Source organism: Mycobacterium sp. TH-M116, from assembly GCF_057473685.1.
In genome coordinates, this window is the sequence record NZ_JBYCLC010000253.1 from 39,550 (window position 1) to 54,033 (window position 14,484).

Here is a 14,484-nt window from a genome sequence, read left to right on the forward strand (position 1 = left end):
TTGGAGCGGTTCGTGGCAGAACACGATCTCTTCACGCCGTTCACCGTCCGCTCGCTGAGCGTGCCGAACCGGTTCGCGATGGCGCCGATGACCCGGCAGGCCTCGCCGGGCGGAATCCCGGGCGCCGATGTGGCCGAGTATTACCGGCGCCGCGCCGCCGGTGGCGTCGGGCTGATCATCACCGAGGGAATCCGGTTGCCCGACCCGGCCGCGGGCTACCCCTACACCGTCCCGACGATCGCCGGCGACGACGTCGCGGCCGGGTGGCGGCGCGTCGTCGACGCCGTCCACGGTGAGGGCGCCGCGATCGCCGCCCAGCTGTGGCATCAGGGCGCTCAGCGCGACGACGCCGACGGTGTCGTACCGGTCAGCCCGTCGGGCGTCGACGGGCTCGGCACGCCGAAGGGCCGCGCGCTGTCGGCCGACGAGCTGCCGCGAGTCGCGCAGCTGTACGCCGACAGCGCCGCCACCGCCCGTGACCTCGGCTTCGACGCCGTCGAGATCCACGGCGCCCACGGCTATCTGCTGGACGAATTCTTCTGGGAGCGAACCAATCTGCGCACCGACGCCTACGGGGGGTCGTTGTCGGCGCGCACCCGATTCCCCGCGGAGGTCGTCGCCGCGGTCCGCGCCGCCGTCGGCCCGGACCATCCGATCATCTTCCGCTTCTCGCAGTGGAAGGGCACCGACTACACGGCCACGATCGCCGACGACCCCACCCAGCTGCAGGAGTTGCTCTCCCCGCTGGCCGAGGCCGGGGTGGACATGCTCCACCCCTCCACGCGCAGGCACTACGTGCCCGCGTTCCCCGGCTACGACGGCGAGTTGAGCCTTGCCGGGTGGGCCAAGAAGGTCACCGGGCTGCCGGTCATCGCCGTCGGGTCGGTGGGGTTGGAAACGCAGTTCCGCAGCGAGAAGCGGGGTCAGGTGATCCAGCCCGCGCCGGTCGAGCGCCTGGTGGAGCAGTTCGACGCCGGTGAGTTCGACATCGCGGCCATCGGCCGCGCGCTGCTCGCCGACCCGGGCTGGGTGAACCGACTGCGCAACGGCGACCTCGACGGGTTCACCGGCTACGACCCGGCGACGGCCCTGGCCGCCCTGAGCTGACGGCGGAGGGCTCCGGCTCTCATGTCATGGTCGTGCCGAGGGTCCCGCTGACGAAGGTGGGAGACGATCCCACGTCGAACGTGAAGCCACCGCGAGATTTGTGGCGATTTTTCGCATTAGCTTCACGTTCGGCGTGTCCGGGCCGAGCCGAAGGCTAGTGCCCGCTGCGCGTCAGCGTCCCCTGGGTTCTGAGCACCCTGCTGGCGGTGATCTTCTCGGTCCTGCGGGCCTCGCGCTCCAGATAGCGCTGCTTGGATTCGTCGAACTTGTCGCCGGCCGCCTCGAGCTCCTTGACCAGCAAGCCCAGGTCGTCGCGCATCCAGGCGGCCTCGCCGGTGAAGTCCTCGCGCTCGAAGATGCGCCACTTCTTCAGCACCGGCATCACCACCTCGTCGAGATGGATGCGCGGGTCGTAGACGCCGCCGACGGCGATGATCACCGCCTTGCGCCGGAATTCCGGCACCGTGAAGCCGGGCATCTTGAAGTTGCGCAGAATCTTGTGCACCGACCGCATGGCCTGATTCGGGGCGATGTCCAGGCCCGCGGCGCTGACATCCCGGTAGAAGATCATGTGCAGGTTCTCGTCGTGGGACACCCTGGCCATCAGCTGTTCGGCGATCGGGTCGCCGGCGACCTTGCCGGTGTTGCGGTGCGAAACCCGAGTGGCCAGTTCCTGGAACGAGACGTACATGACCGAGTCGAAGATGCTCTCAGCAAACATGTCGCCCTGACTATTCTGCCCCGGACTGAAGCCGCGGGTCATTTGCTCAAGGCGAAGCTTCTCCAGCTCGACCGGGTCGACGGCACGGGTGACCACCAGGTAGTCACGCAGTGCCGTACTGTGCCTGGCCTCCTCGGCGGTCCACCGGTTCACCCACTGCCCCCACGGGCCATCCATGCTGAAGTTCATCGCGATCTCGCGGTGATACGACGGCAAATTGTCCTCAGTCAGTAGGTTTTGCACGATCGCCACCTGCGCCACGTCGGTGAGCCGACTCTGGCCGGGCTCCCAGTCCTGGCCGTCGAGCGCGGAGAAATTCTTGCCGTCCGACCACGGAACGTAGTCGTGCGGGTTCCACTCCTTGAACTTCTCGAGATGCCGGTTGAGCAGCCGCTCGGCCACGGGCTCAAGCTCGTGAAGTAGCTGTAAATCGGTCATTCCCTTGGACACAAAGCCCTCCCAGTTATCTGTTTCCGCCAGTAACTCGCAATGTATCTGTGTCATGCGGTTACATCAAGAAAGCCACGCCGGGAGGCGATTGAAAAGGGTCTTTGGTCCCTACGGGCGTCACGAGCGGGTCACGCCGCCGGCGCGGCGCTACCGAGCGGGGACCAGGTAGGGCGCGAGGGTGGACAGCTTCTCGCAGGTCTCCTCGAATTCGCGCTCGGGGTCGGACTCCTCGATGATCCCGGCACCGGCCCGAAGCCAGGTCGTGCCGTCGCGCTCGTAGGCGGCCCGCAGCGCCAGCGCCGCGTCCAGCCCGCCGTCCGCCGAAACGGTCACGACGGCACCGGAATACAGTCCGCGCGGGGTGTCGTCGAGGCGCAGGATGGCCTCGACCCCGACCGGTTTGGGAATGCCCGACGCGGTGACCGCCGGGAAGAGTGCTTCCAGCGCGTCCATCCGGTCGTTCGACGAGCCCAGGCGCGCGGTGATCGTCGAGCCGAGGTGCTGCACGCTCCCCCGCTCGCGCACCGTCATGAAATCGGTGACCGATGCGGTGCCCGGCTGCGCGATCTCGGTCATCTCCTGCAGCGAGCTGCGCACCGAAATGGCATGCTCCACGATCTCTTTGGAGTTGGACTCCAGATCGGCGCGGGCCCGGCGGTCATGCGCCGCGCCCCGGCCGAACGCGCGCGTCCCGGCCAGCGGCTCGGTGACCACCGCACCATCCCGGTCGACCGCGGCAACCAGTTCGGGGCTGTAGCCCAGGGCCCGAATCCCGGACAGCCGCAAAAGAAATGACCGCACCGGCGTGTTGTGCCGACGAGCAAGCCGATAAGTGGCCGGAAAGTCCAGCGCGAAGGGTACTTTCACGGATCGGGAGAGGATCACCTTCTGGTAGCGCGCCGCCGCGATCTCGCCGACGGCGAGCGCCACCCGGTCGCGGTAGCCCGACGAATCGGCGGTCACGTCGATGCCGCGGGCGTCGCACACCTCGGGCACCCCGTCGCCGAGCAATGCCAGCACCGCCTCGCGGTGGCCGGGCGCAGCGCCGGCGAGTCGAACCTCGCCGCGGCTCACCACGATGCGGCCAAGGGGCCAGAACACCCGGGCCAGCGGGGTGTGGGGAGCCAGCCGGTCACCCAGCCCGTAGCGGTACACGCCGAACTCGAAGGCGACCCAACCGAACAGCTGATCGGTCTCCAGCAGCAGCCGGTCGACGGCCTCACCCAGGACGGGTGCGGGCCGTCCGGACCACGGGTGACGCCGGGTCGTCCCGTCGCGCGTCACCCGCAGCTCGTCGGAGTCCAGCTCGATCATCGCCCGCACACCGCTGGCCAGGACCCACTCGCCGGCCCGCTCGTAGAGCAGATACTGCTCGCCGGCCCGCTCCGACACCACCGCGGCCAGCGCGGCCGCCAGGTCGGCGGGATCGACGTGTGCGGGAAGCGGAATCGTCGATTCCGCGCAGTCCGCGGGATTCGTCTCGACGCCGACCTCGGTCATGGTTAGTAAATGTAGCCTAACCTATCCAATGGGGTCGACCCCGGCGCGCCTGCGCGAGCGACTCCGACCGAGGCCGGGGCCCGCCGATGGCCCTGTCCCCGGTCCGCGCCGACTTACGCATCGAGCCGGCAGCACACTCAGCGCGCATTCACCCCAGATTGCCCCGGCACTCCAGGGTCGCCGACTGCCGGCGGCACGCGCCCGACCCTGGTTTTTTCTTTGCCGAAAGCCGTCTCGCGTGATGGAATTCGTCCCGCGACGCCGGCGTGCCCACGAGTGGCGGTTTGGCACCGGCGGGGCTAGATTCTTCACGATCGTCGGGATGTTCGTGGTTTGCTCGCTGACGAACGTTGCTTCCCTGATCAGTCACCTGCCACGGGAGGCACCATGCTGCAAGAGTTCTGGAACAACTTCACCCACAACCTGTTCAAGCCGCTGTTGCTGTTCTTCTACTTCGGGTTCCTGATCCCGATCCTGAAGGTGCGCTTGGAGTTCCCCTACGTGATCTACCAGGGCCTGACCATGTATCTGTTGCTGGCCATCGGCTGGCACGGCGGCGAGGAACTGGCCCAGATCGGCGCCTCCAGCATCGGGGCCATCGTCGGGTTCATGGTGTTGGGTTTTGTGACGAATTTCCTGATCGGCGGTCTGGCCTACCTTCTCTTGAATTCACTGAGTTCGATGCGAGGCGTCGACAAGGCGACGGTCGCGGGCTACTACGGTTCCGACTCGGCGGGCACCTTCGCCACCTGCATAGCCGTGCTGACCTCGGTCGGCATCGCGTTCAACGCCTACATGCCGGTGATGCTGGCCGTGATGGAGATTCCCGGTTGCCTGGTGGCCCTGTACCTGGTGGCGCGGCTGCGGCACCGGGGCATGGACGACGCCGGGAACATGCCCGATGAGGCCGGATACGCCGCGCCGGTCAAGGCAGGCATCGGCCCGGGCACGCCGGCGCGGCCCGCCGACGGCCGCAGCCTGCAGGCCGAACACGAGCGCGGCGTCGAGCAGGAGCTGGAGTTCGCGATGGAGATGTCGGACCATCCCGAGGTTCTGGACCTGGGCGAGCCGCTGCCGGCCGGCAAGAGGTCCTCCCTGTTCACCCGCGAGCTGTTCCAGGAAGTCTTCCTCAACCCGGGACTCGTCCTGCTCTTCGGCGGCATCGTCATCGGACTGCTCAGCGGGTTGCAGGGCCAGAAGGTCGTGGCCGATGACGACAGGTTCTTCGTGCTGGCGTTCCAGGGCGTGCTGTGCCTGTTCCTGCTGGAGATGGGAATGACGGCCTCCCGCAAGCTCAAGGACCTCCGGTCGGCCGGGCGCGGCTTCATCATCTTCGGCCTGCTGGCGCCGAACATCTTTGCCGCGCTGGGGATCGTCGTCGCCCACCTGTACTCCTACCTGACCCACACCGACTTCCAGCCGGGGACCTATGTGCTGTTCGCGGTGCTGTGCGGCGCGGCGTCCTACATCGCCGTGCCTGCCGTGCAGCGCCTGGCCATCCCCGAGGCCAGCCCGACCCTGCCGCTGGCCGCATCGCTGGGCCTGACGTTCTCCTACAACGTCACGATCGGCATCCCGCTCTACATTGAGATCGCCCACGTCATCGGGCACTGGTTCCCGGGCACCTGAGAACTACCCCAGCAGGCCCCGCACGACCCCGTCGGCGAGCAGGCGTCCGCGTTCGGTGAGGACCAGCCGGTCCCGCAGTGGCACCAACAATCCGTCGGCGACTGCGCACTCGGCGCGTTCGCGCTCGGTGGCGTCCAGCACGGCCAGCGGAAGGCCTTGGCGCAGGCGTGTTCTCAGCAGGACTTCCTCGGTGTGCAACGCGTCCGGGCCGAGTTGCTCGAATCCCGCCACGGGCAGCGCCGCATTGGCCAACCTCTCGGCATAGGCGTTGGGATGCTTGACATTCCACCAGCGCGTGGCCCCGACATAGCCGTGCGCCCCGGGCCCCGCGCCCCACCATTGACCGCCGTCCCAGTAGCCGAGGTTGTGCCGGCATTCTCCGCCCGGGCGCGACCAATTGGACACCTCGTACCAGCTCATCCCCGCCTCGGTGAGACGGGCATCAACCAGCTCGTAGCGGTGCGCGAGGACGTCGTCGTCGGGGGCGGCCAGCTCCCCGTGGCGAACCCGCCGGGCCAGCGCGGTGCCCTCCTCGACGGTCAGGGCATAGGCGGACACGTGATCCACGCCGGTTTCGACCGCCGTGTCGACGGAACGCAGCAGGTCGTCGTCGCTCTCCCCCGGCGTGCCGTAGATCAGGTCGAGGCTGACGTGTTCGAAACCGGCCTGCAGGGCCTCGCGGGCCGCGGCCGCCGATCGGTTCGGCGTGTGAATCCGGTCGAGGACTCCCAGCACCCGCGGTGACACCGATTGCATGCCCAGCGACACCCGCGTGTATCCGGCCGCACGGATCGCGGCGAAGAAGTCCGGCCAGGCCGACTCCGGGTTGGCCTCGGTGGTGATCTCGGCGTCCGGTGCCAGCGCGAAGTGCTCACGCACCATGTCCAGCAGCGTGGCCACGCGCGCGCCGCCCAGCAGCGACGGCGTCCCGCCGCCGACGAAGACGGTGTCCACCGTCGGCGCGGCCAACCGCGCGGCCGCGAGTCCGAGTTCCGTGCGCAGCGCCTGCAGCCAGGCATCGGGGTTGACTCCCCCCAGCTCTGCCGGAGTATAGGTGTTGAAATCGCAATAACCGCAACGGGTTATGCAGAACGGGACGTGCACATACAACCCGAACGGCCGATCCGGACCGAGCCGCAGGCCAGGAAGGTCGACCGGTTCCTCGGGCTGGCTCATGCCTCATGATCCCATGGCCGATGATCCCATGGCTGCGGACCGGCTCGGAGCCCTCAGTCCTCTTCTGTCTTCGGGCAGCCGCCGCCCTGGTTATCCAGGAAGCCGAGAAGGTGCGTCAAAGACCCCACCGGTGCCGCGTCCTGACTGCACGCCGCACACTGGGGCCACGCGCCGGGACCCTGGGCGGTCATGATCCGATCTCCGACCTCGATCTGCCCGTCAGGCGAGGTGGCCGACGGCAAACCGTGACCGCCGTTGGCATCCCATGTCGGCTGGCTGATCTGCAGACCGCCGTACAGGCCGTTGCCGGTGTCGGCCGCCCAGTTGCCGCCCGATTCGCACTGCGCGATGGCTTCCCAATCGACATCCTCGGCTTTGGAATCGCTGGTCGACACCGCCAGAGCGGTGGCGAACAGCGCGCCCACCATCAGGACTTGGGCCAGGAACGCGGACACGACGACGCGGAATCCCGCGGGATTGAGTGTCATATCACTCGCACCTTGCTGGCCAGCCAACGACCGCCGACCTTCGTCATGACCATCTTGACCCGACTCCGTTGCAGGGTCGCTCTCGGACTCTGGCGAGTCTTGACCGATTGGTCGACGAGCATGACGACCACGGCCCTGCTGGTGGTGGCCTTCTTCACCCAAGCCTCGGTGATCCTCCCGCGCACGGTCGTCGCATTTTCCCGCAGAATCCGGTGCAGTTCCGAGCCGGATTTGCGGTAGTTCGCTTGGAAATCTCCGGTCGCGCCGTCGAGGATGTCGCCGTATCTGTCCCCGATGGTCTCGCCGTCGAAGTTCATCAGCTTGCCGATGTAGGTCTGGGCGGCCGCGAGCGCCTCCCTGGCTGCGGTGTTGCGTTGCTGCTCCTGATAGAGCAACTGCCCGCCCAAGCCCGCGAGGGCCAGAGTGATGACGAGGACTCCGGCGGCCAGCCAGCGCAATGCCGAACGTCTCGGACGCGAGCGAGAAGTCGCACCGGGGCGATGACGCACGATCCCCGGGAGTCGTTCGGTGATCGCGAAATGCGACGCGCCGGTCGGCCTTCTGCCCACCGTCTGGGCGGCGCTGCCGCTCTCGACCCGTGATCCGCGCACAATGACCTCCATCCCCTCCAGCACACGACGAAGAAATTATCACTGGTAACAGATGTCACATCGGTAACGGAGAAGCAGCTTTTTCGCATGCGAATCGGGTCCCCGCGCGGGCGCGTGGACGTCTTCCATGGCACAATGGCCGGCGTGACCGTCTCCAACCCCCGACTGCGCGTTGCGCTGGTGACACGGCGGCACATCGATCTCAAGCGCGTCTGCAGCTGTTGTTGTCTCCGCTGATCTGGTAGATCCGCCCACTTGTCAGTAGCCGGCGCCGGATCTGTGCCACCGCCGGAAATTTTCTTCTGATTTGCGCGTCCACGCCTGCGCGCGTTCTTGAATGACCACGGAGCAATGATCACAACCTCTTGCACACAGTTGCGCACCGCCACGCGAGGGCGTGCGCGGGAATATCTCGAGTTACCCAATGGTTTTCGCCATGGTACGCAGCGCTGCGTACGGGGCCGCAGCGAAAGCGTCAGCGCGACATCGTGTTTGCGCACGCCTATCCCGCTGAGAAAAACCGATCACCACATGGATCCTGGTGTGCGCTCTGTCACGCACACCAGGTGGACGGAGAAAGATCACCGATGACCACCACCGAAGCGACGAGCCTCTCCGAAGCCGAGTTACGTGAGATGGCGGCGCGCGGGGCGGCCGACCTCGAAGGTGCAAGCGCCACCGAGGTGCTGAGGTGGACGGACGAGATCTTCGGCGGCGTGCGGGGACCGCGCAGTTGGGCGACGTGCAACTACGTGGTCGCTTCCAGCATGCAGGACGCGCTGCTCGTCGAGCTGGCCGCCCAGGTCCGGCCCGGGGTGCCGGTTGTGTTCCTGGACACCGGATACCACTTCGCGGAAACCATCGGGACGCGCGACGCGGTCGAGTCGGTCTACGACATCCACGTGATCAACGCCACTCCCGGGCACACGGTGGCCGAGCAGGATGCGCTGCTGGGCAAGGATCTGTACGCACGGAACCCAGGTGAATGCTGCCGGCAGCGCAAGGTCGCTCCGTTACGTAAAGCGCTGCAAGGCTATTCAGCGTGGGTCACGGGGCTGCGCAGGGTCGACGCACCCACCCGCGCCAACGCGCCGGTGGTCAGCTTCGACGAGGCGTTCAAGCTGGTGAAAGTCAGTCCGCTGGTGGATTGGACCGACCGGGCCGTCGAGAGCTACATCGCCGAGCACGGCGTGCTGGTCAACCCGCTCATCGCCGAAGGGTATCCGTCGATCGGCTGCGCGCCCTGCACGGTGCGGCCCGCCCTGGGCGCCGACCCGCGCAGCGGACGCTGGCAGGGAACCGCGAAGACCGAGTGCGGTCTGCACGCATCGTGACGGAGCCGGACGTGGCCGGCGTGCTATCGGCGACGGCACGGGACTGGCCGGCGACGGGTCAATGGGTCAACAACCATGTGACGATGACGAGCACCACGAGCACGACGAGCACGAGTGTCACATGCGAGCGGGGCATGGACGTTACCGCGACGTCCCGTCGGTGCGCCGGAGGCGGCGCATCACGTCGATGCCCTTGCCGAGCAGTCCGTCCAGCACCAGCGCCATGAGATAGGCCACCGCGAGCACGATCGGCATCACCACCATCGCCTGCAGCACGAACGGCAGCCCGGAAAGCCACAGTTCGTTGCCGTCCCACCAGTTCAGGAACGCGGTCATCGGCCACACACTATTCGTGCCCGCCGCCAAAGCCAACGCGCGGGCAACGAATCGCCCGTCTGCCAGGATCGACCCATGGCTGCTGCCGACAGTACGACCTGCCTCATCGACAGCATCCACATGAAGATCCAGAACCAGTTGGTCGACCTCGACCTGACGCGGCTGACGGGACCGCGCGGGCGAAACAACGCAGATGCGCGCCCAGGGCATCGCGACACTGCGCCGGGCGCTGGCCGAGCTGGGGCCCTGGCTCGCCGAGCGGGTCGACGCGCTGACGTACCCGGAGGACGTGAAACTGCTTGACGTGCAACTCAACCGGCTCCGGCGATGGCATGCGGGGACGGGTCGACCAGAGCGCACCCTGACCGTACAGCTGGTCAGCCGGCCACCGGCGCTGCGACGCCTGGCCGGTCACCTGATCGCCATCGGACCGCTGCCCGAGCACGCACCGAAGTTCGCCAGACGCCGCGGGTGATCCCCGGATTGCGCGAAGCGTGGACGTCGGGCGGGTCGACAGTCGATGATGTCCGCATGGTGCTGCACGCCGAACCCGCCGACCAACCCAACCCCACCGACGTCGGGGACACAGTGGAACCGGTGGGGGATTCCCCGGCGGCGTCACCCATCGACTTCAGCGCGCCCGCGCCCCTGGCGCCCAACGCCGGTCTGCGCAACCCGTTCCCGCCGATCGCCGATTACGCGTTTCTGTCCGACTGGGAGACGACGTGCCTGATCTCCCCGGCGGGGTCGGTGGAATGGCTCTGCGTGCCCCGACCGGACTCTCCCAGCGTGTTCGGGGCGATCCTGGACCGCAGCGCCGGTCATTTCAGGCTGGGGCCCTACGGGGTTTCGGTTCCGTCGGCGCGCCGCTACCTGCCCGGCAGTCTGATCATGGAGACCACCTGGCAGACCCACACCGGGTGGCTGATCGTGCGCGACGCGCTGGTGATGGGCCCCTGGCACGACATCGAGCGCCGTTCGCGGACGCATCGGCGCACCCCGATGGACTGGGACGCCGAGCACATCCTGCTGCGCACCGTGCGCTGCGTCAGCGGCACCGTCGAGCTGATGGTGAGCTGCGAGCCGGCCTTCGACTACCACCGCACCGGGGTGACGTGGGAGTATTCGGCCAACGCGTATGGAGAGGCCGTCGCCCGCGCCGCCAAGCAGCCCGACGACCACCCCACCCTGCGGCTGACGACCAACCTGCGCATCGGCCTGGAGGGCCGGGAAGCACGTGCTCGCACCCGGATGAAGGAGGGCGACGACGTGTTCGTCGCCCTGAGCTGGACCAAGCACCCGGCGCCGCAGACCTACGAAGAAGCCGCCGAACGGATGTGGCAGACCACCGAGTGCTGGCGCCAGTGGATCAACATCGGCAACTTCCCCGACCACCCGTGGCGGGCGTATCTGCAACGCAGCGCCCTCACCCTCAAAGGCCTGACCTATTCCCCCACCGGCGCGCTGCTGGCTGCCGCCACCACGTCGCTTCCGGAAACCCCTCGGGGCGAACGCAACTGGGACTACCGTTATGCCTGGGTCCGGGACTCTACGTTCGCGTTGTGGGGGCTCTACACGCTGGGCCTGGATCGCGAGGCCGATGACTTCTTCGCGTTCATCGCCGATGTCTCGGGCGCCAACAACAACGAACGCCATCCGCTGCAGGTGATGTACGGCGTGGGCGGCGAGCGCAGCCTGGTCGAAGAAGAATTGCACCACCTGTCCGGCTATGACCAGGCGCGCCCGGTGCGGATCGGCAACGGTGCCTACGACCAGATCCAGCACGACATCTGGGGTTCCATCCTGGACTCGTTCTACCTGCACTGCAAATCCCGCGAGCAGATCCCGGAAAGCCTGTGGCCGGTGCTCAAGAGGCAGGTCGAGGAAGCGATCAAACACTGGCGCGAACCCGACCGCGGCATCTGGGAGGTCCGCGGGGAGCCACAGCACTTCACCTCGTCGAAGGTGATGTGCTGGGTGGCGCTGGACCGCGGCTCCAAGCTGGCCGAGCGGCAGGGCGAGAAAAGCTACGCGCAGCAGTGGCGCGCGATCGCCGAGGAGATCAAGGCCGACATCCTCGAGCACGGCGTCGACTCGCGCGGCGTGTTCACCCAGCGCTACGGCAGCGACGCACTCGACGCCTCGCTGCTGCTGGCGGTGCTGACCCGGTTCCTGCCCCCGGACGACCCGCGGGTGCGCAACACGGTGCTGGCAATCGCCAACGAGCTCACCGAGGAGGGCCTGGTGTTGCGCTACCGGGTCGAGGAGACCGACGACGGGCTGTCCGGCGAGGAGGGCACGTTCACCATCTGCTCATTCTGGCTGGTGTCGGCGCTGGTCGAGATCGGCGAGGTGGCCCGCGCCAAGCGGCTGTGCGAGCGGCTGCTGGCCTACGCCAGCCCGCTGCACCTGTACGCCGAGGAGATCGAACCGCGGACCGGCCGGCACCTGGGCAATTTCCCGCAGGCGTTCACGCACCTGGCACTGATCAACGCCGTTGTCCACGTGATTCGCGCCGAGGAGGAGGCCGACGGCTCCGGGATGTTCCAGCCCGCCAACGCCCCCATGTGAACGCCCGCGGGTGGCGGCGGGCACTCGCGTGACCGACCGCCCCGGCGACGCGGCCCGGGCGCCGCGATACCATGCGGCGGTGCCTGCCGCGACGCGTCGACCCTGGATCCTGACCGCATTCCTCCTTCTGGCGATCGCCGCCCTGGCCGGGTGCGGTCACAGCGGCAAGCCCGCCGCGACGTCGGGGACCAGCACCTCGGCGGGTGCGCACTGGTCGCGGCCCTCGGCTCCCCCGGACCCGCAGACGTTGCTGCAGGTCGGCGCCCTCGCCGTCACAAAGGTGCCCGGCGGCACGCTGACGTCGATCAGGACCCAGGAGACCGGGAGCTGGCGAGTCCACGTCGTCACCGCCGACGGCACCGAGCAGTCGATGGACGTGTCCTCGGACGGCGTCACGATCCTGGTCGGGCCGACCCCGAAGAACCAGAGCGAAGCCGACAAGGCCAAGAACCACGCGCTCGCCCAGGCCGCGACCTTGGACTACCGCGCAGCCGTCCAGAAGCTGCTGGCCACGGTGCCCAACGGTTCGATCACCGAGATGCAGCTCGCCGAGACCAACGGCAACACTGTGTGGGAAGCCGACGTCTGGGACACCTACATCGTCGAGCACAAGGTCACGCTCAACGCGGCGTCCGGGGACGTCATCGCGAACAAACAGGTCTAGCGACGTCCGCCGCCGAACACCCTGTGCGGCTTACTTCTTCGCCTTCTCGTCGCCGGTGGACAGCGCCGCGACGAACGCCTCCTGCGGCACGTCCACCCGCCCGATGGTCTTCATCCGCTTCTTGCCCTCCTTCTGCTTTTCCAGAAGTTTGCGCTTGCGGGTGATGTCGCCGCCGTAGCACTTGGAGAGCACGTCTTTGCGGATAGCGCGGATATTTTCGCGCGCAATGATTTTCGAGCCGATCGCCGCCTGTACCGGGACCTCGAACTGCTGGCGCGGGATCAGCTCCTTGAGCTTGGTGGTCATCTTCGACCCGTACGCCGAAGCCCCGTCTCTGTGGACGATCGCGGAGAACGCGTCGACGGTCTCGCCCTGCAGCAGAATGTCGACCTTGACCAGGTCGGCCTCCTGCTCGCCGGCCTCTTCGTAGTCGAGGCTGGCGTACCCGCGGGTACGTGACTTCAGCGAGTCGAAGAAGTCGAAGATGATCTCCCCCAGCGGCATGGTGTAGCGCAGTTCCACCCGCTCGGGCGACAGATAGTCCATGCCGCCCAGCTCGCCGCGGCGGGACTGGCACAGCTCCATGATGGTGCCGATGAACTCGCTGGGCGCGATGATGGTGGTCTTGACCACCGGCTCGTAGACCGCGCGGACCTTGCCCTCCGGCCAGTCCGATGGGTTGGTGACCACGATCTCGGTCCCATCCTCCTTGGCGACCCGGTACACGACGTTCGGCGATGTCGAGATCAGGTCCAGGTCGAACTCGCGCTCGAGGCGTTCGCGGGTGATCTCCATGTGCAGCAGGCCCAAAAAGCCGCACCGGAAACCGAAGCCCAGGGCCACCGACGTCTCGGGCTCATACGTCAGCGCCGCGTCGTTGAGCTGGAGCTTGTCCAGGGCGTCGCGCAGGTCGGGATAGTCCGAGCCGTCCACGGGGTACAGCCCGGAATAGACCATCGGGCGGGGTTCGCGGTAGCCCGTCAGCGCCTCGGTCGCACCGTGGCGCACCGTCGTCACGGTGTCGCCGACCTTGGACTGGCGGACGTCCTTCACGCCGGTGATCAGGTAGCCCACCTCCCCCACGCCGAGGCCCTCGCTGGGCTTGGGTTCGGGCGAGACGATGCCGACCTCGAGCAGCTCGTGGGTCGCGCGGGTTGACATCATCAGGATGCGTTCGCGCGGAACGATTTTGCCGTCCACCACCCGCACGTAGGTCACCACGCCGCGGTAGATGTCATAGACCGAGTCGAAGATCATCGCGCGGGTGGGCGCGTCGGCGTCGCCCTGCGGCGGCGGCACCTGGCGGACCACCTCGTCGAGTAGCTGCGCCACCCCCTCGCCGGTCTTGCCGGACACCCGCAGCACGTCGTCGGGCTCGCACCCGATGATGTGCGCGATCTCCCCCGCGTAGCGGTCGGGGTCGGCAGCCGGGAGGTCGATCTTGTTGAGCACCGGGATGATCGTCAGATCGCGGTCCAGGGCCAGGTACAGGTTGGCCAACGTCTGCGCCTCGATGCCCTGGGCGGCATCGACCAGCAGCACGGCCCCCTCGCAGGCTTCCAGCGCGCGCGACACCTCGTAGGTGAAGTCGACGTGGCCGGGGGTGTCGATCAGGTGCAGGACGTAATTGTCTTCGGGGGTGTTACCCCCCGATACTTTCCACGGCAACCGCACGTTCTGCGCCTTGATGGTGATCCCACGTTCCCGCTCGATGTCCATGCGGTCCAGATACTGGGCGCGCATCGAGCGTTCGTCGACGACACCGGTGAGCTGCAGCATGCGGTCGGCAAGCGTGGACTTGCCGTGGTCGATGTGGGCGATGATGCAGAAATTCCTGATCTGCGCCGGCGCGGTGAAGGTCTTGTCGGCGAAGCTGCTGATGGGAATCTCCTGGTGT

The 14,484-nt window shown here is 67.4% G+C and carries 14 protein-coding genes; 7 read left to right on the forward strand and 7 right to left on the reverse strand.

Annotated elements, in window-relative coordinates; genetic code table 11:
- Positions 1 to 12 precede the first annotated feature (12 nt).
- The gene (locus AC2VOK_RS12650) at positions 13 to 1,107 is read left to right on the forward strand and encodes an NADH:flavin oxidoreductase (protein WP_428900774.1); all 1,095 of its coding nucleotides are present in this window, start codon (positions 13 to 15) and stop codon (positions 1,105 to 1,107) included.
- Between the two features lie 154 nt (positions 1,108 to 1,261).
- Here AC2VOK_RS12650 and AC2VOK_RS12655 read toward each other — a convergent pair whose 3' ends face one another.
- The gene (locus AC2VOK_RS12655) at positions 1,262 to 2,266 is read right to left on the reverse strand and encodes an acyl-ACP desaturase (protein ID WP_428900789.1); all 1,005 of its coding nucleotides are present in this window, start codon (positions 2,264 to 2,266) and stop codon (positions 1,262 to 1,264) included.
- Between the two features lie 159 nt (positions 2,267 to 2,425).
- Positions 2,426 to 3,778 carry a salicylate synthase gene (locus AC2VOK_RS12660; protein WP_428900775.1) on the reverse strand — a complete coding sequence of 451 codons (1,353 nt, stop codon included), beginning with the start codon at positions 3,776 to 3,778 and terminating at the stop codon, positions 2,426 to 2,428.
- Positions 3,779 to 4,165: 387 nt separating this feature from the next.
- Here AC2VOK_RS12660 and AC2VOK_RS12665 point away from each other — a divergent pair, with 387 nt between their 5' ends.
- The gene (locus AC2VOK_RS12665; RefSeq protein ID WP_428900776.1) at positions 4,166 to 5,407 is read left to right on the forward strand and encodes a sodium-dependent bicarbonate transport family permease; all 1,242 of its coding nucleotides are present in this window, start codon (positions 4,166 to 4,168) and stop codon (positions 5,405 to 5,407) included.
- Positions 5,408 to 5,410: 3 nt separating this feature from the next.
- Here the strand turns inward: AC2VOK_RS12665 and hemW are convergent, their stop codons facing one another.
- From hemW to AC2VOK_RS12680, 3 genes are read right to left on the reverse strand one after another with little or no spacing between them, the layout of a single operon-like run.
- Positions 5,411 to 6,583 (reverse strand): radical SAM family heme chaperone HemW, encoded by a 1,173-nt coding sequence (gene hemW / locus AC2VOK_RS12670; RefSeq protein WP_428900777.1) that lies wholly within the window; start codon positions 6,581 to 6,583, stop codon positions 5,411 to 5,413.
- Between the two features lie 53 nt (positions 6,584 to 6,636).
- Positions 6,637 to 7,011 carry a transglycosylase family protein gene (locus tag AC2VOK_RS12675; protein ID WP_428900790.1) on the reverse strand — a complete coding sequence of 125 codons (375 nt, stop codon included), beginning with the start codon at positions 7,009 to 7,011 and terminating at the stop codon, positions 6,637 to 6,639.
- A 56-nt stretch (positions 7,012 to 7,067) separates the two neighbouring features.
- Complete coding sequence (locus tag AC2VOK_RS12680; RefSeq protein WP_428900778.1) at positions 7,068 to 7,682, reverse strand: hypothetical protein; 615 nt, start codon at positions 7,680 to 7,682, stop codon at positions 7,068 to 7,070.
- A 135-nt stretch (positions 7,683 to 7,817) separates the two neighbouring features.
- Here AC2VOK_RS12680 and AC2VOK_RS12685 point away from each other — a divergent pair, with 135 nt between their 5' ends.
- Entirely contained in the window at positions 7,818 to 7,919 is a 102-nt protein-coding gene (locus tag AC2VOK_RS12685) for an Ms4527A family Cys-rich leader peptide (protein ID WP_428900791.1), read from the forward strand.
- A gap of 350 nt (positions 7,920 to 8,269) precedes the next feature.
- Entirely contained in the window at positions 8,270 to 9,016 is a 747-nt protein-coding gene (locus tag AC2VOK_RS12690) for a phosphoadenylyl-sulfate reductase (protein WP_428900779.1), read from the forward strand.
- Positions 9,017 to 9,157: 141 nt separating this feature from the next.
- Here AC2VOK_RS12690 and AC2VOK_RS12695 read toward each other — a convergent pair whose 3' ends face one another.
- Positions 9,158 to 9,352: a hypothetical protein gene (locus AC2VOK_RS12695; RefSeq protein ID WP_421530970.1), complete on the reverse strand. Its 195-nt coding sequence runs from the start codon at positions 9,350 to 9,352 to the stop codon at positions 9,158 to 9,160.
- Between the two features lie 193 nt (positions 9,353 to 9,545).
- Between AC2VOK_RS12695 and AC2VOK_RS12700 the strand changes: the two genes are divergently transcribed.
- From AC2VOK_RS12700 to AC2VOK_RS12710, 3 genes are all read left to right on the forward strand, one after another.
- Positions 9,546 to 9,827: a hypothetical protein gene (locus AC2VOK_RS12700; protein WP_428900780.1), complete on the forward strand. Its 282-nt coding sequence runs from the start codon at positions 9,546 to 9,548 to the stop codon at positions 9,825 to 9,827.
- A 56-nt stretch (positions 9,828 to 9,883) separates the two neighbouring features.
- A complete protein-coding gene (locus tag AC2VOK_RS12705) occupies positions 9,884 to 11,923 on the forward strand; it encodes a glycoside hydrolase family 15 protein (RefSeq protein ID WP_428900792.1) in 2,040 nt (679 codons plus the stop codon).
- A gap of 79 nt (positions 11,924 to 12,002) precedes the next feature.
- Positions 12,003 to 12,587 carry a PepSY domain-containing protein gene (locus tag AC2VOK_RS12710; RefSeq protein WP_428900781.1) on the forward strand — a complete coding sequence of 195 codons (585 nt, stop codon included), beginning with the start codon at positions 12,003 to 12,005 and terminating at the stop codon, positions 12,585 to 12,587.
- A 30-nt stretch (positions 12,588 to 12,617) separates the two neighbouring features.
- On the opposite strand, the gene lepA is transcribed toward AC2VOK_RS12710, so the two are convergent.
- Positions 12,618 to 14,484 (reverse strand): translation elongation factor 4 (gene lepA / locus AC2VOK_RS12715; RefSeq protein ID WP_428900782.1); only part of this gene is annotated, 1,867 nt, incomplete at its 5' end.